Source organism: Alcanivorax sp. NBRC 101098 (assembly GCF_001010505.1).
GTDB lineage: Bacteria > Pseudomonadota > Gammaproteobacteria > Pseudomonadales > Alcanivoracaceae > Alcanivorax > Alcanivorax borkumensis.
Genome location: NZ_AP014613.1, coordinates 1,273,663 through 1,291,283 on the forward strand (window position 1 = coordinate 1,273,663; position 17,621 = coordinate 1,291,283).

The following is a 17,621-nucleotide window of genomic DNA, read 5'->3' on the forward strand; positions in this document are numbered from 1 at the left end:
GTACCTATCAGAAAATGAAGCCTTCCTCATATCGCCGCCACCGGGAAAGGCCTGTAATCCCCCCCATTTTTAACTGCCTGCATGAGTAGAGGTTAGCACGCTTGTGGTAGTCGGGCCGCTATGGGTATGGGGTCTGATATTTGGGTGACGTATGTGTTTATTCCCACCGGGGGGCTCTTTCCTCTCGGGGGAGCGCTGAAGTCGAGGGTGCCGGTCTCGTTTCATTTTTTAAAGTAAACAAAGTTTTCTTCTTTGTATCCTATTTCTTGCTCAATTTGACCCATATCAATATACGGTTACATTGTTCAATGTAACCGTTGAGGGTGTCACCTTTGTGGCCTTAGCATCCGATTAATTCGATCTGCTTAAGGGGCAAGATGATGACAATTCAGGTTGATCCGGTACGCCGGAATCTCAAATTCGGGCTGCCCGCCGGCAAGGCATTGAGCTGGAACCCCGGCGGGCTGCATGTTTCACAGTTCTATAACACCCTGTCGATTTTCTTTCCGGCGGGGGAGCGCTTCTTTATTCAGAGTGTGCGCAACTACGCTAAGGAAATCACTGATCCGAAACTGAAGGAGCAGATCTCGGCTTTTATCGGCCAGGAAGGCTTCCACACCCGCGAGCATGAGGAATACAACGACGCATTGCAGGCGGAAGGGATGCCTGTTGAGGCTCTGGATGCGCTGGTGGTGCGGTTGCTGGAGCTGGTGAAGAAGGCGCCGCGCTCGGTGCAGTTGGCGGCCACGGTGGCGCTGGAACACCTTACCGCAGTGCTGGGTGACATGGTGCTTCGTAACCCCGAATTGCTGGAAGGAGTGGACCCACATTATTCGGCGATCTGGCGTTGGCATGCCATTGAGGAAACCGAACATAAAGCGGTCTGTTTCGATGCCTTCGAGCAAATGCTGGGCAGAGGCATCAAAGCCTATGGGTTACGTGCTGGAGCGTTCTTGTTGGTTAATGCGCTGTTCTGGAGTCTCTACGTGCCCTTCTACACGATAATGGTGGCGAAGGGGGGCGGCCTGCTGAACCTGAACGGCTGGAGGAAGGTGGTCAACCTGACGTTGGGTCGGCCGGGGGTGCTGCGACGCTCTATACCGGATTGGCTGGATTTCTTCCGCCCAGGCTTTCACCCCTGGATGCATGATAACCGAGAATTTTTAAACCAGACCGAGGCGCTGATTGAGGAAGTCGCCGCCTTTCGCGTCAACCGGCTGAAAGCCGCCTGAGGAGGGCAGTGACATGACTAGTAAAGCCAAGATTCCCGCCAAGACGGTGTCGGTGGATGTGGCCATTGTAGGGGCTGGCTTCGGCGGGCTGTGCATGGCGATCAAGCTGCGCGAAGCGGGCAATGAGGATTTCGTTATTTTGGAGAAGGCTGCGCAGGTGGGCGGTGCTTGGTATTTCAATCGCTATCCGGGGGCCGCCTGCGATGTGCAGTCGCACTTGTATTCCTTTTCCTTCGCCGCCAAGGCGGATTGGACCAAGCGTTATGCGCCTCGGGACGAAATTGAGAACTACATTCTCGATACCGTGGAGCAGTATCAGCTACGGCCCTTTATCCAGTTTAACCAGGAAGTTAACGAAGCCCATTTTGATGAAACCACTGGCCGCTGGACGGTGCGCACCGCCGCGGGCATGACCATTGATTGTCGCCACTTTGTGCTCGCCTCCGGTCCGTTACATGTGCCGAATGTGCCGAACATCAAGGGACTCAAGCGTTTCAAAGGCAAGGTGATGCATTCAGCCGAATGGGATCATGGTTATGACTTGGTGGGCAAGAAGGTGGTGTCCATCGGTACGGGTGGCAGCGCCATTCAGTATTGCCCGGAAATTGCCCCCAAGGTGAAGAAGCTATCGGTGTTCCAGCGTAGCGCGGCGTGGGTTATTCCCCGTGATGAACGCGGTTACTGGGGTATTCAACGGCGGTTGTTCAAGCGCTTCCCGACCCTGCGCAAACTGCACCGGGCGCGCCTTTACTGGGGCAATGAGTCTCGGGTGGCGCCAGCCTCCAGCCCTAAAGCCGCACGGCTGCTGGGTGCCCTTTGTAAACAGTTCATCCGCCTGCAAGTGAAAGACAAGAGGCTGGCGAAGGCACTGACACCTGATTACACCTTCGGCTGCAAGCGGGTACTGATTTCCAACAAGTGGTTCCCCATGTTCAACCGTGACAATGTGGAGCTGGTTACTGCCGGTATCCGCGAGGTGAAAGCCAACAGTGTGGTGACGGAAGATGGGGTAGAGCATGACGCGGATTGTATTATTCTCGGCACAGGGTTTGTGGTGGATCCACGTATCTACATGAAAGACTTTCCGCTGACCGGTTTGCCGGGCCATGATCTGAATAAGGACTGGGCCGAATCTGCTGAAGCACATTATGGTATTACCGTCAGTGGTTACCCGAACCTGTATATGCTGGTGGGGCCAAACACTGGCTTGGGCCATAATTCCATTCTGTTCATGATTGAGTGCCAGGTGAGATACGCCTTGCAATGCATGGCGCTGCTGCGAGAGGAGGGCGCGGATTATTTGGATGTGAAGCCCAAAGCGCAACAAGCTTTTAATGCCAACGTGCAGCGCCGCCTGCAAGGCACCACCTGGACCTCCGGTTGTACCAGCTGGTATCAACAGGACGATGGTAAGAATTTCGCTCTGTGGCCGGGCTCCACGTTGCGCTACTGGCTGGAAACGCGCAACGTGCAGTCCACGGATTATGAGTTTGTGTGCGCGAATGCCGATGCCGAAGCCGAGGCGGAGGTAGAAGTAGAGGCCTGAGGGAGGCTTGCGTTAATGTGTGAACGAGGGGCAGCAACCTAAGCTGCCCCTTTTTTTGTGGATGGCTTTTGGGCATTGAGTTGCGCTGCGATAAAAGTACAGCGCAGTCGCTAGGCGCCCGCTCAGGTCTCCCAGACAGCAAGACAGCAAGACGGCAAGATGGCGGATAGGCAACTCGCTGGCCGTCGATAACAGCAGCGCGGTGCACGCTTTGAGAATCGGTTTTTTATTTAGCTACCGGATCATCGGGCGTTATCAGTGTGACGCTGAGAGTGGCCGTAACAGCGCAGAGGACAGCGTGAGAAAAGTGTAAGAGTGATGCTTGATTGAGCTTGCCAGCCATGGGTATGTCGCTTCCGGCTACGGGAAATCTGTGTGCTCGGTTATCATGTGTTGATGACTTCTCGACACCATCGCCTAGACCGTTTTCTCAGCGCCCGACTGCAAATGAGCCGAAGCAATCTGCGGCTGTTGCTGGCTGCCGGGCGCGTGCGGGTAAACGGGCAGGTGGAGCGGGATCGGCAGCGGCGAATTGGCCTTTTTGATGCGGTGGTGTGCGATGGTGAAATTCTGCAGGCGAACCGGCCGCGTTATTTGATGATTAACAAGCCTGCGGGGGTCGTCAGCGCTACCCGAGATGAGCACCACCCCACGGTGCTGGAGCTGCTGCCAAGGGGCCAGCGTGAAGGGCTGCATCTGGCCGGGCGGTTGGATTTTAATTCCACAGGGTTGGTGTTGCTGACCAATGATGGTGCCTGGTCGCGTCGCTTGAGCTTGCCGGAAACGGGCCTCTGGAAACATTACCGGGTGAGTGTTGATAAACCGTTGAGCGATGAAGATGTAGTGTCATTTTCGCAACGTATGTGGTTCGACTTCGAGCAAATTTACACCCAGCCGGCCAGGCTAACGATTCGTTCTTCTTTTGAAGCGGATGTATGGCTTCACGAAGGCAAGTATCACCAGATTAAGCGAATGTTTGGGCGTACTGGGAAGAAGGTAACGGCGCTGCACCGTTTGGCCGTAGGCCGCATTCAGTTGGACGCTTACCTGGCACCGGGGGAAAGCCGGGAGCTGACCCAGGCAGAGCAGCAAACGGCTTTAGATCCAGAGCCAGTGGAGTAAAGTGCGGTTGTCTTTGGCTTGAGCCGTGAGTGTGTTTCGCCTGCATTGTCTTGAGGTTGTGTCAGGGCAGGAGGTTGCTGTTAGCGTCGCCGCGCGCGGAAAGCTGCGCGGACGTGGCCAGCCAGTACTTGGGTGGCGGACCCTTCTTCGCCGCGGTACAGCATGGCGATTTGGTAGTCGCCTAGTGCGGGTAAGGCGTATTCGTCACCTAGTTGCTGCAACGGTGGCTGGGTCAGGCTGAGAGGAAAGGGGCCAATGGCCAAATCAGCCTGCATGGCAGCCTCCTGGCCGGCACAGTGCTCGCTGATATAGGCAATGCGGTAGCGGTGTTGGCTGTGGTCCAGCGCCTCCAGTGCTATCTTGCGCCACGGACAACCCTGGCTGGCCAGCGCCAGGGGCAAAGGACTCTGAGTGACCGCGATGCCGCCTTGTGCTCCGGCCCATACCAGAGGTTCGTTATGCACCACCTCCCCTCGGGCTGGCCGCCCTTGTTTACCCGTCGTTACCATAATCAAATCCAGCTTTCCGGCATCGAATTGTTGCAGCATGTCGGCACTGCGGCCAACCAGCACATTGACTTGAACGGCGGGGTGAGAACGAGAAAATTGTGTCAGCACCTGAGGCAAGATGCGGGTACCAATATCATCGGGTGTGCCTAGCCGCACGGTGCCTTCCAGCTCCGGGGCAGTGAAGTGGCTAATGGCTTCCTGGTTCAGTTTCAACAGACGTCGGGCATAGCCAAGCATGGCTTCGCCCTCTGCCGTTAGGCTGACCCGCCGCGCTTCGCGTAGGAACAGCCGCTGCCCCACCTGTTCCTCCAGCCGCTTGATCTGCATGCTTAAGGCGGAGGGGGTGCGAAAGACCTCGCTGGCGGCTTGTGTGAAGCTTTCGGTTTCGGCAATGGCCACGAAGCTGCGCAGGATTTCCGTATCCAGTAAGGGTTGGAGGGGGGCAGGGGACGGCATGGCTGACCTTTCAGAAATTTTGAACAGTGGATGCAGTTCTTTTCGATTTACTGATCATAAACCCGATTGCATCATGGGGGCCAATCACAGCCTAGCCACGCCATATTGTCATCGGACAGGGAGGAGACCATGAAGCATAACGAAGCCCAGAGGCTTGCAGCCCCGGTAAGGACTCAATCGCGCAAGCCAGACTTGCACATGCCTGCTATGCCACCGTTGGCAATGATGGATGCGCTGGATTACCGCATCCGCTTGGCGTGGTATCGCCTGCGCAAGAACCGCGCGCAGCACCGTGCTCAGATTATTCAGCGGTTACAACGTCCTCTAGCCTGAAACCTGAATGAAGGTGGCTGCTGCGGCCATAACAAAAAAGGCGCCTGAAAAGGCGCCTTTTTTGTTTGCGACACGGAAACCGTGTGAGCCCAACTTACATGTTCGGGTAGTTGGGGCCGCCGGTACCTTCAGGTGCCACCCAGTTGATGTTCTGGGTGGGGTCCTTGATGTCACAGGTCTTACAATGAACACAGTTCTGGGCGTTGATTTGGAAACGTTTGTCGCCGGTGTTCTCGTCTTCCACCACTTCGTATACACCAGCCGGGCAGTAGCGCTGAGCCGGCTCGTCCCACTTAGGAAGGTTAACTTCCAGCGGCACGCTCGGATCTTTTAGCGTTAGGTGACAGGGCTGATCCTCTTCGTGGTTAGTGTTGGACAGGAATACGCTGTCCAGTTTGGCGAAGGTGATTTTGCCGTCCGGCTTCGGGTAGTCGATCTTCTTGCTTTGATCCGCCGGCTTCAGGGTGGCGTGATCCGGGGTGGTATCGCGCATGGTGAAGGGCAGTTTGCCGTTGAACAAGTTGATGTCCACAAAGGCAAAGGCGGAACCGATCAGGTTGCCGAACTTGTGCTGGGCCGGGCCGAAGTTACGCTGGGCGTGCAGTTCTTCGTAAACCCAGCTTTTCTCGAAGGCGTCTTTGTATTCGGTCAGCTCGTCGCTGCCACGGCCACCTTTAAGTGCTTCAGCCAGAATTTCAGCGGCAATCATGCCGGATTTCATGGCAGTGTGAGTGCCCTTGATCTTGGCAAAGTTCAGGGTGCCGGCATTACAGCCTACCAGCAGACCACCGGGGAAGGTCATCTTGGGTAGAGACTGCAGGCCACCTTTGGAGATAGCACGGGCGCCGTAAGAAACACGCTTGCCGCCTTCCAGATGCTTTTTGATTTCCGGGTTGGTTTTCCAGCGCTGCATTTCGTCGAACGGCGAGACGTGCGGGTTGGAGTAGGCCAAGTCGGTGATCAGGCCCAGGGCAACCTGGTTGTTCTCGATGTGATACAGGAACGCACCACCCGGGGAACCGGATTCGGTGAGCGGCCAGCCAGCGGTGTGAACTACCAGGCCTTCTTGATGTTTGGCCGGATCGATATCCCACAGCTCTTTGATACCGATGCCGTAGTGCTGCGGATCGGTTCCTTCGCGCAGGTTGAATTTTTCCTGCAGCTGCTTACCCAGGTGACCACGGCAGCCTTCCGAGAATATGGTGTACTTGGCGTGCAGCTCCATGCCAGGGGTGTAGCTGGGCTTGTGCTCGCCATCATGGCCGATACCGGAATCGCCGGTGGCAATACCTTTTACAGAGCCATCTTCGTTGTATAGCACTTCGCTAGCGGCGAAGCCTGGGAATACTTCGATGCCAAGGCCTTCGGCCTGGTCACCCAGCCAGCGGCACAGATTACCCAGGGAAATAATGTAGTTCCCTTCGTTGTGCATGGTTTTGGGAACGAACATGTTGGGTACTTTCTGTGCTTTTTCCGGGCCGGTGAGAAAGAAGATTTCATCACCGGTGACCTTGGTGTTCACCGGCGCACCCAGTTCCTGCCAGTTGGGGAACAGTTCATTCAAGGCGCGTGGCTCAAGCACGGCACCGGAAAGAATGTGGGCACCGACTTCAGAGCCTTTCTCTACAACAACAACACTGATTTCCTGACCGGTTTCCTGGGCAATTTGCCCCAGACGGCAGGCGGTTGCCAGACCGGAAGGACCGGCGCCAACGATGACTACGTCGACTTCCATAGATTCGCGTTCCACAGCCTGTCTCCTCACTATCAATTGCGTGTTTGGCCCGCAAGCCACTGAGAAAGATGTTCTGACATTTGCGGTAACAGAAAATCTTTCTCAATGGCCGGCCGAGACCTATCTTAGGGTGGCGCGGAGTATATAGAGATAGAAGAAACCACACCACTACTGGGGTTGACCCTGCGGACCTTAACTTGTGTCAACTTTTGAACCGGCGCAGGGCACTTTCAAACAAGTGTTTAGATTATCTCTTGCTAGATGGTTGATTTACAAGAAAATCACCGACTGGCAGGTCACGAAAAGCCGACAATGTATGTGGTCTATTTGCAGCAAAATCATCTGCTTACGGATTTTTGGGCTATTGACCTGTTGTGGGCGAGCGTTCAAGATAGCGGCTCTTTCGCGGGGGTGGACCCGGCAACGGCGTCATGTCGCCTCCTTCTACAAGTCACCCAATGGAACATTCCGAGGATCCTATGAAGGTTCTTGTACCCATCAAGCGAGTCGTTGATTACAACGTCAAGGTTCGCGTGAAGGCCGACAACTCTGGCGTTGATCTCGCCAATGTTAAAATGGCCATGAATCCCTTTTGTGAAATCGCTGTAGAAGAAGCAGTGCGTCTGAAAGAAAAGGGTGTGGTTACCGAAATTGTTGCCGTTACCGTCGGTCCTAAGGCCGCTCAGGAACAGCTGCGTACTGCCATGGCTCTGGGCGCCGACCGCTCCATCTTGGTCGAAACCGATGAAGAGGTTCAACCTCTGGGCATTGCTAAGGCACTGAAAGCCATCGTTGATGAAGAGAAGCCCGAGCTGGTTATTCTTGGCAAGCAGGCTATCGATGGCGACAACAACCAGACCGGCCAGATGCTGGCTGCGTTGGCTGGCATGCCGCAGGGCACCTTCGCTTCTGAAGTGGATGTGGCTGACGGTAAAGTGAAGGTTACCCGTGAAGTCGACGGTGGCCTGCAGACTGTTGAGCTGAGCCTGCCGGCAGTGGTTACCACTGACCTGCGTTTGAACGAGCCGCGTTACGCGTCTCTGCCGAATATCATGAAAGCCAAGAAAAAGCCGCTGGACACCAAGACAGCCGCTGATCTGGGCGTTGACCTGACTCCGCGTGTGACCACTGAAAAAGTGGAAGCTCCGGCTGAGCGTCAGGCTGGCATTATCGTTGGCTCCGTTGACGAGCTGGTCGAGAAACTGAAGAACGAAGCGAAGGTGATCTGATGAGTGTATTAGTTTACGCCGAACACGATAACGCCGCGCTCAACAAGGTCACCCTGAGTGTGGTTGCTGCTGCTAAAGAAATTGGCGGCGACATCACTGTGCTGGTAGCTGGTAAAGGCTGTGGCCCTGTTGCTGAGGAAGCCGCTAAAATTGATGGCGTTTCCAAAGTGCTGTGCGCAGACAACGATGCCTACGAGCATCAGCTGGCTGAAAACATTGGCGATCTGGTTGCTGAAGTTGCTGGCGATTACAGCCACATCTTGGCTGCTGCCACTACCACCGGTAAGAACTTCGCGCCTCGCGCGGCGGCTTTGCTGGACGTGGCTCAGATCTCTGAGATTTCCGACGTGATCGATGCGGATACTTTCAAGCGTCCGATCTACGCTGGTAACGCCATTGCGACCGTTAAATGTGGCGATGCCAAGAAAGTGATCACCGTGCGTGGTACTTCTTTCGATGGCGTTGCAGCAGAAGGCGGTTCTGCTTCTGTTGAGAACATCGACGTTGCTAAAGACGCTGGCATTTCTTCCTTCGTGGGTGAAGAGCTGGCCAAGTCTGATCGTCCTGAGCTGACCTCTGCCGAGATCGTAATCTCCGGTGGTCGTGGCATGGGTAACGGCGAAAACTTCGAAATTCTGTACAAGCTGGCTGATAAGCTGGGCGCTGGCGTGGGTGCATCCCGTGCCGCCGTTGACGCAGGTTTCGTTCCTAACGACATGCAGGTCGGTCAGACCGGTAAAATCGTTGCGCCGAACCTGTACGTTGCTGTGGGCATCTCCGGTGCCATCCAGCATTTGGCCGGTATGAAAGACTCTAAGGTCATCGTTGCTATTAACAAGGACGAAGAAGCCCCCATCTTCCAGGTGGCGGACTACGGCCTAGTGGCTGACCTGTTCGAAGCAGTACCGGAGCTGGACGGCAAGCTGTAAAGCGCGCCTTCCGCACCAAAAAAAACCCGGCCTTGTGCCGGGTTTTTTGTTTTTGACGTTGGGCAAAATACAATCGTGGCTATTGGATCCAAAAGTGTGAACAACGGTTATTGGTTATTTCAGATTCAATATTGTTGCTCGTTATAAATAACAGTATGAATGTGGGCGGAACACCCACATACCGTAAGGCGGTTTCGCGTTTTTGAATCTTGAACTCATTCTTCTGGGCAGGTTGAAAGCTACAAGAGCAAAGCAATGCAAATTTTCAATGGAAAAACGGCACTGGTCACCGGTGCCTCCAGCGGCATTGGTCAGGAGCTCTCTCGTCAGCTTGCGGCGATGGGATGTAACCTGATTTTGGTGGCTCGCCGTACTGAGCGGTTGGAAGCGCTTGCGGCTGAATTATGCAGGGTGTCTGTTTGCGTAATTACGTCAGATTTGGCCGACCCTTTGGTGCCACAGCAGCTGTTTGATGAGGTGGCCCGCCGTGGTCTGAAGGTGGATATTCTGATTAATAATGCGGGCTATGGGTATCAGAAAAACCTGTTGGAGTTATCGCTGGAACAAACACTCGGCATGCTAGAGGTGAACGACCGCGCTTTGCTGGCTCTCACCCGGTTATTTGCTGAGCCCATGGCGGAGAGGGGTGAGGGATGGATTTTGAATATCAGTTCTGTCTCTGCTTGGTTTCCGATTCCTGGTATGGCGACTTATGCTGCCAGTAAGGCGTTTGTGCAAACACTGGGCCGTGCTTTACACGAAGAATTGAAGCCTTGCGGGATTGTCGTCACTACCTTGAGTCCAGGTGGTACCCGCACCGAATTTTCCAGCAAGGCCCGTGGGGAAATGGATCCGTCGCTGCAGAGAACCATGATGGCAGTGAGCCCGGTGGCTCGTGCCGGTTTGGTAGGCCTTGCCAAAGGGAAGGCGGTGGTGATCCCCGGCTGGCTTTACCGTTTAATGACGTTCATAACACGTTGCCTGCCTGAACGTTGGGCGGTTCGACTTGCTGGCAGTGTGATGGGGCGTCATCGCTAGGTTTAGGCATTGTTTGTCCCGTTTTTTGTTGCGTCGCTAATCGCGACAACAACCGTTCTGCCGCGACAATTCGCCGCATTAGACCCTCCTTATGAACCACTATACTCGCGACCTACTGTTATTTCGGGGAAGGTCATGAGAAAGCCGTTTTTATTATTATTTTGCCTTACGGCACCCGCTTGGGCTAACCAGCTGGATCCCGTGCTCGTGAATGACCAGCCAGAGCACAATACGCTTTCTGTCTCTCCTGAAGTTCGCCGTAGTGAGTTGTTTGTAGAAAGCCGTTCAGTGGGGGTGCTGGATGTGGAGAGCATTGAAGATGGCCATGTGGCTAATCAGGAAGACCTTTTCAAGCGGACCCCTGGTGTTTGGGTTGCTAATCAGAATGGCGGCGATGATGTGTTTCTGTCTATCCGGGGCTCAGGGCTGTCCACGACCAGTTTTGGCCGGGGTATCGTTAGCTATCAGGATGGGGTGCCCCTATCACGGCTGGATAATGGCACGACCAACCAGTTAATCGATCCGTTGTCTTACCGTTATGTGGAAGTGTACCGGGGCGCCAGTGCACTGACGCTTGGCGCATCGGCTCTGGGTGGTGCTATTAACTATGTCAGTGAGACAGGCCGCACCGCACCGGGTATTCGGTTGCGTACCGAATTGGGTGATTACGGCTGGCGGGCCAACCGCATTACCCTCGGGGGCAAGAAAGGCAATATGGATGGTTACCTGTCCTTGAGTCAGTCTGATTACCGGGGTTACCGCGATCACTCCAGCCAGTATAACAAACGTGCCTCTGGTAACTTCGGTGTGCTTTTCGATAACGGTATCGAAAACCGGACCTATTTTTCTTCGGATGACGCTCAGCTGGAGTTGCCTGGCAGTATCCGCCGAGACCGCCTTGAAGACGATAGTCAGGAGGCTGGGGCATTTAATAAATCGTTCGATACGGATCGAAACTGGCGCGCAATCCGTTTGGCCAACCGTACTCTGATTCCTCTGGCGGGGGATCAACAACTTGTGGCCAGTGTCTTTTATAACCGGACTAACCTTGATCATTTGCCGACCCCTTTTGTGGGGATTATTGATAACAGCAGTGAGTCTATTGGTGGCGCAGTGGATTATCGAAAGCACTGGAGCAAAGGGCATACCTTGCTGGCGGGGCTGCGATATTCCTATGGCCATGACGATAACACTCGCTTCCAACATGCACAGAACGGTAAGCAAAAGGGAAATCAGTTCCTCGATGATGTGTTTCGTGTGAAACAGGTGGAGGCTTATGCTGAACAGCAATGGCAAGTCAGCGATCGCTGGCGGGTAGCGCTGGGGGCGCAATGGGTCGAGTCCGAACGTAGTTTGGATGATCTGCAAGCCAGCGTGCCGCCATTGTGCAGTAACTGCCCATTCTTTCCGCAGCCTTCCGGTGAGGCTGTGGACGACAGTTATACGGTGGATATGGGGGGCTTTTCCCCGAAGCTGGGCTTAAGCTTTACCCCGTTAGCAGGGCAAACCCTGTTCGTTCAGGTAGCACAGAGTATCGGTATGCCCTCCGGCTCAGAGCTAGGGGCACAGCCTGTGCCCGGATTACGCTTGGAGCAGCAGGAAGCCACCACCATCGAGCTTGGTTGGCGTGGCGTGGGTGATGTGCTGGACTGGGATATGGTGCTTTACCACGCCAATGTTGAAGATGAGCTGCTTAATATTGAAGTAAACGATGTGACAGCATTGTTCAATTCCCCCACTGATACAATTCACCAAGGGCTCGAAGCGGGTATCACTTGGCGCCTTCCCGGCAAAGAAAATGTGGCGCTGCAGACGGTCTACAATTGGTCCGATTTCACCTTTGATGACGATCCGATTTACGGAGACAATCAACTACCCGGCATTCCTGAGCACACTATTTTTACCGCCTTGCAGTGGCGCCCTTCTGCCCAGGTTTTGGTTGAGCCGAATCTGCGTTATGTCAGTGGTTATCCGCTCACCTATACCAACAGCGGTGGCCGCTATTGGGAAACCGCGGGCTATTCGGTTTGGGGGTTGCGCTTGAGTCGTGAGTTCAACAACGGTCTGAAAGTATATTTCGATGGCCGCAATCTGGGCGATAAAGTGTATGCCAGCACCGGCAGTATCAGCACGGCACCGGCGTTAGCCTCTCCGTTTAATCCCAACCCAGTGGCCAGCGTTACCCCCGGTATTGGCCGCTCACTTTATGTCGGCGCGGAGTATCGTCTGTGATGCGTTTTCTGATGACTTGGCATCGCCGCGCAGCCTGGTTAGTCGCGGTGCCATTGATGTTATGGTTACTGAGCGGGCTGTTACATCCCTTGATGGCGTGGGTGTTGAAGCCGCCTATGGAGGGCCACCAAATTGTTAGGCCTTTGCTGCCTAGCGCGGCTGAGGTCAGGCCGGTTGATGTTTTGCTGCAGGAGAAGGACATTGATGCGGTCACGAATGTTCAGCTGCAACAAATCGACGGAGGTTGGCAATACCGGGTAGTGGAGGCGGGACATACTCAACCGCGTTACTTTCATGCCGATAGCAGTGAAGAAATCGCCCATGGAGATCGTTTGCACGCCATCTGGCTGGCCAGAATGCTGGTGGATGATCCTGATGCGGGCATTCTTTCTGCCATACCGTTAGAGCAGTTCAGCAATGAATACCGTGAAGTTAACCGTCTGTTGCCCGTTTGGCGGGTGGCACTAGAGCGTGAGGACGGATTAACACTGTACTTGGATACGGAGCAGCAGCGGCTAGCCAGTGCGGCTACCTGGGGTCGGCGACAAGCGCTCAAGGCATTTTCTTGGTTCCATAGCTGGCACTGGTTGCCGCACGCCGCGCGTACTCCCGTGGTGCTGCTGTTTTCCGTTCCCTTGCTATTGATGTCACTGGGGGGGCTGATACTGCTCGTTCGGCGCTGGCGCCATTTAAACAAGGGCAATGGCGTGCGTCGTTGGCATCGCTGGTTGACTCTGGTCGGTGGGCTCTCTTTGTTTGGCTTTGCCAGCAGTGGTGTACATGTGGCGATTGATAAATTGAATCCGCCGCAATGGATAGATTTTCGGGATGACACGCTAATAGCAGTATCTTCATTGGCGACGAATCCGCTGATGCTAATGGATCGTGCAGTGGCGGTACGGCCGGTGCAAGTGGGTGACGACGTGTTGTGGCAATTCCAACAACAGGGTGAGAACGGCGTGACGGCACTGCAGTATGTTAATGCCGTGAAGGGCGAGAAGGTGACCGGTGCCGATGAAGCCTATGCGAAGAAACTGGTAGAGCGCTTTGTGGGTGAGTCCGTTGAGGTCCGAGACACAGAGCTACTTACGAAATTTCGTTTTGATTATCCTAGTGTCTACAAGCGTTTACCGGTGCGCAAGTTGTCGTTGGTGAATCAGCCGCAGCTGGCCATGCTGGTGGAAACTCGCAGTGGCCATATGGCTAACGAAGTCACTCCTTCTTCCATTCTACGTGCACTGCATTTCATCAATTTACATAAGTACCATTTCGTGGGCCGCCTAGGCCTATCCCCCCCGCAGCGAGATGCCGTAATGGTGGTTCTGGTGTTGCTGATCCTTGCCGCACTGGTGTCCGGTATGCTGCTAGCTTGGAGGAGATTGGGCAAAGGTTAAGCGCGTTGGCTGGCGACCAGCTTATCGCTATTGCAGCACGTTTAACCTGTGCCAGTGTGGCCACCCAGTCCCTGGGCCGTTTCTTCGGCCCGGGAGCAATTTCGCGCTACTTTTGAGTAGCGCGACACCTCTTGTGCCTCTTGGGCAAAGCTACTCTGCCGAAGGGGGTGGCTATCGACAATGCGGGAGTGTTCGCTATGCAGCACGCTCACGCTACCGGTGCTGAGTCAGATCCCGTTCCGTTGTTACTGTTTGCGTGATCACCATTGTGTGTCTTGCACGCTCGCTGATATCTCCCTGTCATGGCGTTGATGTAGTGTGGTTCCTTGAATTTTCGGTTCAACTCGCCGTTTCCTGTACCGCGGCAGGGATTATCTTGTTCCTAGCAATTTTGATGGAGCAGGGCAGGGCGTTGCCTCCTAGCCACAGCCAGGCCTTAAGCGAGTTCGAAGGGGTATAGAGCCCGCATCAATCACTTCGCCACCAGCCTGGTAATGGTGATGATGGTGGCCAGAATAGTGCATTAAAGCCATGTGTTTTTTTGCTTTGCACTTTATTGGCCCTTGGTAAGCCTCTGTGGTGATTTTTTACAGGCTAATGGGGGCATGTTTTGGCACAGGACTTGCTGCTTTATGCATTAGCAATACAAAAAGGACGATGCTTTTAGCGTGCTTCATTAACAGGGACGATGCCATGCGTTCATTACAGTTGCCGGCAGTGCCCGGTTTCGATGAGATGATAGCGCCGGGCGGTGAGGTGCGACCTCACTACACGAGCTACCATGATTGGTTGCTCCGACAGGACCGAAGCTTACTGCTACGTAAGCGCAAGGAAGCAGAGCTGCAGTTTCATCGTGTTGGGATTACGTTCAATGTTTACGGCGAGGAGAGCGGCACCGAACGACTTATCCCGTTTGATACCCTGCCGCGTGTCTTACCTGCCAGTGAGTGGAGTTTGTTGGAACGCGGTGCTATTCAGCGTGTTCAGGCACTGAATCTATTCCTGCATGATATTTACCACGACCAGAATATTATTCGCGACGGGCGTATTCCCGCAGAGCAGATTTTTGGTAATGCCCAATATCAGCCCTGTATGCAGGATGTTGACCTCCCCAATCAGGTCTATTCGCAAATCAGCGGGGTCGATCTTATTCGGGATGGTGAAGGATCTTGGTTTGTATTGGAGGACAACCTACGTACCCCTTCGGGGGTAAGCTACATGATTGAAAACCGGCGCATGATGATGCGCCTTTTTCCTGAATTGTTCGCCGGGCAGAGCGTGGCGCCAGTTGAGCACTACCCAGCATTGTTGCTGGAGACATTGCAGCAAAGCGCCACTCACAGCCATCCCTGCGTTGTGTTACTTACCCCGGGGCAGTTTAACAGTGCTTATTTTGAGCATGCCTTTTTGGCCCAGCAGATGGGTATCGAATTGGTAGAAGGCGCTGATCTGTTTGTAAAGAATGGTTATGTCTATATGCGGACTACCGCGGGCCCGCAGAAGGTGGACGTGATTTATCGGCGTATCGATGATGCGTTTCTTGATCCACTCGCGTTCCGTTCGGATTCCATGCTCGGCGTTCCCGGATTGATCTCGGTTTACCGTCAGGGGAACGTGGTGCTGGCCAATGCGGTGGGTACCGGAGTGGGCGATGACAAATCTATCTATCCCTATGTGCCGGATATGATTCGATTCTATCTTGATGAGGAACCGATTCTCTCCAATGTCCCTACTTGGCAATGCCGAAAACAGGACGATCTGAAGGTAGTGTTGGAAAAATTACCGGAACTGGTTGTTAAAGAGGTTCATGGCGCCGGTGGTTACGGGATGTTGGTGGGGCCAGCAGCCAGTCAAACAGAAATTGAATCGTTTCGAGCGCGGCTGTTAGCGGATCCCGATAATTACATTGCACAACCCACTTTGTCATTGTCTACATGCCCGGTGTTTGTTGACGAAGGTATTGCCCCTCGACACATTGACCTGCGACCTTTTGTGCTCAGCAGTAACGAACCCCGAGTCGTACCCGGTGGGCTGACACGGGTTGCGCTTAAGCCCGGTTCCTTGGTTGTTAATTCCTCACAGGGTGGTGGTACCAAGGATACTTGGGTTTTGGAGAGCGGGGAGGACAGCACATGCTGAGTCGTACGGCATCCGACCTATACTGGCTATCACGTGACGTCGAACGGGCAGAAAATACCGCCCGGGTGCTGGACGTGGTGTGGAATCTGTCACTGATTCGTTACGCGGTCGATACCCAGCAGGAAATTACGGCGCCATTGTCCATTACCGGTACCTGGGATGACTATAGCGCCCGTTATGGCAAGGTAACCACGAATAATGTGCTGTACTTTTTTACCCTTGACCCTGACAGCCCTGCCAGCATTTATTCCTGTCTTCGCCAGGCCCGAGCCAGTGCTCATGCGGTGCGAGGAAAAATCACTTCAGAAATGTGGGAAAGCGTTAACGGTACTTGGCTAGAGCTCAAGGAAATCAGTCAAACCGGGCTGCAGAATTATGGCGAAACCGCTTTCTTTGAGTGGGTGAAAAATCGATCACACCTGTTCCGTGGGGCTACCTATGGCACCCTGATGAGAAGCGATACTTTTCGTTTTTTACGCTTGGGGACCTTTATTGAAAGGGCGGATAACACCGCTCGTATTCTCGATGTTAAACACCGGGAAGAAGAATCGGAGAGTGACTCCACGGTGGATTATTACCGTTGGCATGCCTTGCTACGTTCATTGGGAGGGTACGAAGCTTTTCGCGAAATGTTTAGTGAAACTATTAATGCCGAGCGCGTTGCCGAGTTGTTGATTCTCAGGCCGGAAGTTCCCCGGTCGTTGTTATCGTGTCTGCAAATGTTGTGTGAGCTTCTGCCTGCCATTGAAGGAGAGGCGGGACTTGAGGCTAAACGCTTAGCTGCTGTGCAACTTGCTCGTCTTCAATATGGCGACATGGGGCATATTCTTGAGATTGGACTGCATAACTACCTGACTGATTTCTTGCGCCGGATTAATGAACTGGCTGACACCATTCAGAGTGAATACCTGGAGCTGGTATGGAATTAACAATACGACATAGCACGGAATATCGTTATTCGGAACGGGTTAAGCACAGTACCCAGTACCTGCGGCTGACCCCCAGACCTTCGCTACGACAAAAAGTGCTGAACTGGACAATGGACTTGCCTGAACATGCGGAGAAAGTATCCGATGGGTATAACAATATCCTCCACGTGCTTACTCTGGATAGGCCCCACCAGGCTATTAATCTGACGGTACATGGACAGGTTGAGATTACGGATGAGGATAGCGAAGATGCCGATCAGCGCCTTTCTCCGCTGGTCTTTACACGTAATACCTCGTTGACAAAGGCGGATGATTGTCTGGAAGAGCTAGCTCACCGATATGATGGCATGTCAGCGGAGCGCCATTTGGAAAATCTGAGCGAAGCAATACTTAGTGGCATGCCTTTTACACCAGGGGCAACACACGTAGGAAGCCGTGCCAGTGACGCCTGGAGCTTGCAGAAAGGGGTGTGCCAGGATCATACCCACGTATTTTTGGCGTGTTGCCGTGCACTGGGAATGCCTGCGCGTTACGTTAGCGGTTATCTGTATAGTCGCGATTCAGAGCATGTGGCTAGCCATGCATGGGCTGAAGTTTGGCATGATGACAGTTGGCATACCTTCGATGTTACCAATCAAACCTGTTTGCCGCGCCAGCATTTGAAACTGGCGGTGGGCATGGATTACCTAGATGCTTGTCCTGTTCGTGGCGTCCGCTTCGGGGGTGGGGTAGAGTCGCTCGAAGCTGTGGCATGGGTTAGCGAGACCGTGCCTTCACAATCTCAGTGATGACACGGAG

14 protein-coding genes are annotated in these 17,621 nt (G+C 54.0%); 12 read left to right on the plus strand and 2 right to left on the minus strand.

The features are described 5' to 3' along the window. The first annotated feature begins 377 nt into the window (after positions 1-377). The 3 genes from AS19_RS05805 to AS19_RS05815 all read left to right on the plus strand — a co-directional run bounded on the left by AS19_RS05805 (position 378) and on the right by AS19_RS05815 (position 3,900). Complete coding sequence (locus AS19_RS05805; RefSeq protein ID WP_011588379.1) at positions 378-1,232, plus strand: metal-dependent hydrolase; 855 nt, start codon at positions 378-380, stop codon at positions 1,230-1,232. Between the two features lie 13 nt (positions 1,233-1,245). Continuing rightward, a complete protein-coding gene (locus AS19_RS05810) occupies positions 1,246-2,778 on the plus strand; it encodes an NAD(P)/FAD-dependent oxidoreductase (RefSeq protein WP_011588380.1) in 1,533 nt (510 codons plus the stop codon). Between the two features lie 375 nt (positions 2,779-3,153). Continuing rightward, a complete protein-coding gene (locus AS19_RS05815) occupies positions 3,154-3,900 on the plus strand; it encodes a pseudouridine synthase (RefSeq protein ID WP_011588381.1) in 747 nt (248 codons plus the stop codon). Between the two features lie 80 nt (positions 3,901-3,980). On the opposite strand, the gene AS19_RS05820 is transcribed toward AS19_RS05815, so the two are convergent. Further along, entirely contained in the window at positions 3,981-4,865 is an 885-nt protein-coding gene (locus AS19_RS05820) for a LysR family transcriptional regulator (RefSeq protein WP_011588382.1), read from the minus strand. A 129-nt stretch (positions 4,866-4,994) separates the two neighbouring features. Between AS19_RS05820 and AS19_RS05825 the strand changes: the two genes are divergently transcribed. Further along, on the plus strand, positions 4,995-5,198 hold the full coding sequence (locus tag AS19_RS05825; protein ID WP_035458391.1) for a hypothetical protein: 204 nt from the start codon (positions 4,995-4,997) through the stop codon (positions 5,196-5,198). Between the two features lie 94 nt (positions 5,199-5,292). Here AS19_RS05825 and AS19_RS05830 read toward each other — a convergent pair whose 3' ends face one another. Beyond that, a complete protein-coding gene (locus AS19_RS05830; RefSeq protein ID WP_011588383.1) occupies positions 5,293-6,948 on the minus strand; it encodes an electron transfer flavoprotein-ubiquinone oxidoreductase in 1,656 nt (551 codons plus the stop codon). Positions 6,949-7,412: 464 nt separating this feature from the next. On the opposite strand from AS19_RS05830, the gene AS19_RS05835 reads away from it, so the two are divergent. The 8 genes from AS19_RS05835 (at position 7,413) to AS19_RS05870 (ending at position 17,611) form a co-directional block, all read left to right on the plus strand. Next, on the plus strand, positions 7,413-8,162 hold the full coding sequence (locus tag AS19_RS05835) for an electron transfer flavoprotein subunit beta/FixA family protein (protein ID WP_011588384.1): 750 nt from the start codon (positions 7,413-7,415) through the stop codon (positions 8,160-8,162). After that, positions 8,162-9,091, plus strand: coding sequence for an electron transfer flavoprotein subunit alpha/FixB family protein (locus AS19_RS05840; RefSeq protein ID WP_011588385.1), 930 nt, complete (start codon positions 8,162-8,164; stop codon positions 9,089-9,091). The genes AS19_RS05835 and AS19_RS05840 overlap by 1 nt, the downstream gene beginning before the upstream one ends. A gap of 255 nt (positions 9,092-9,346) precedes the next feature. After that, on the plus strand, positions 9,347-10,129 hold the full coding sequence (locus AS19_RS05845; RefSeq protein ID WP_011588386.1) for an SDR family oxidoreductase: 783 nt from the start codon (positions 9,347-9,349) through the stop codon (positions 10,127-10,129). A 135-nt stretch (positions 10,130-10,264) separates the two neighbouring features. Then, on the plus strand, positions 10,265-12,361 hold the full coding sequence (locus tag AS19_RS05850; protein ID WP_011588387.1) for a TonB-dependent receptor domain-containing protein: 2,097 nt from the start codon (positions 10,265-10,267) through the stop codon (positions 12,359-12,361). Beyond that, positions 12,358-13,755 (plus strand): hypothetical protein, encoded by a 1,398-nt coding sequence (locus AS19_RS05855; RefSeq protein WP_144412628.1) that lies wholly within the window; start codon positions 12,358-12,360, stop codon positions 13,753-13,755. The genes AS19_RS05850 and AS19_RS05855 overlap by 4 nt, the downstream gene beginning before the upstream one ends. A gap of 693 nt (positions 13,756-14,448) precedes the next feature. Continuing rightward, the gene (locus tag AS19_RS05860) at positions 14,449-15,894 is read left to right on the plus strand and encodes a circularly permuted type 2 ATP-grasp protein (protein WP_035458388.1); all 1,446 of its coding nucleotides are present in this window, start codon (positions 14,449-14,451) and stop codon (positions 15,892-15,894) included. Next, positions 15,888-16,823 carry an alpha-E domain-containing protein gene (locus AS19_RS05865; RefSeq protein ID WP_011588390.1) on the plus strand — a complete coding sequence of 312 codons (936 nt, stop codon included), beginning with the start codon at positions 15,888-15,890 and terminating at the stop codon, positions 16,821-16,823. The genes AS19_RS05860 and AS19_RS05865 overlap by 7 nt, the downstream gene beginning before the upstream one ends. Continuing rightward, entirely contained in the window at positions 16,814-17,611 is a 798-nt protein-coding gene (locus tag AS19_RS05870; RefSeq protein ID WP_011588391.1) for a transglutaminase family protein, read from the plus strand. Before AS19_RS05865 ends, AS19_RS05870 begins: the two co-directional genes overlap by 10 nt. Positions 17,612-17,621: the final 10 nt, after the last annotated feature.

What these genes read in the sequence shown, in the direction of transcription:
- AS19_RS05840 (WP_011588385.1), top strand. Translation starts at nt 8,162, where the DNA reads ATGAGTGTATTAGTTTACGCCGAACACGATAACGCCGCGCTCAACAAG.
- AS19_RS05870 (WP_011588391.1), top strand. Translation starts at nt 16,814, where the DNA reads ATGGAATTAACAATACGACATAGCACGGAATATCGTTATTCGGAACGG.
- AS19_RS05865 (WP_011588390.1), top strand. Translation starts at nt 15,888, where the DNA reads ATGCTGAGTCGTACGGCATCCGACCTATACTGGCTATCACGTGACGTC.
- AS19_RS05850 (WP_011588387.1), top strand. Translation starts at nt 10,265, where the DNA reads ATGAGAAAGCCGTTTTTATTATTATTTTGCCTTACGGCACCCGCTTGG.
- AS19_RS05860 (WP_035458388.1), top strand. Translation starts at nt 14,449, where the DNA reads ATGCGTTCATTACAGTTGCCGGCAGTGCCCGGTTTCGATGAGATGATA.
- AS19_RS05805 (WP_011588379.1), top strand. Translation starts at nt 378, where the DNA reads ATGATGACAATTCAGGTTGATCCGGTACGCCGGAATCTCAAATTCGGG.
- AS19_RS05845 (WP_011588386.1), top strand. Translation starts at nt 9,347, where the DNA reads ATGCAAATTTTCAATGGAAAAACGGCACTGGTCACCGGTGCCTCCAGC.
- AS19_RS05820 (WP_011588382.1), bottom strand. Translation starts at nt 4,865, where the DNA reads ATGCCGTCCCCTGCCCCCCTCCAACCCTTACTGGATACGGAAATCCTG.
- AS19_RS05825 (WP_035458391.1), top strand. Translation starts at nt 4,995, where the DNA reads ATGAAGCATAACGAAGCCCAGAGGCTTGCAGCCCCGGTAAGGACTCAA.
- AS19_RS05835 (WP_011588384.1), top strand. Translation starts at nt 7,413, where the DNA reads ATGAAGGTTCTTGTACCCATCAAGCGAGTCGTTGATTACAACGTCAAG.
- AS19_RS05810 (WP_011588380.1), top strand. Translation starts at nt 1,246, where the DNA reads ATGACTAGTAAAGCCAAGATTCCCGCCAAGACGGTGTCGGTGGATGTG.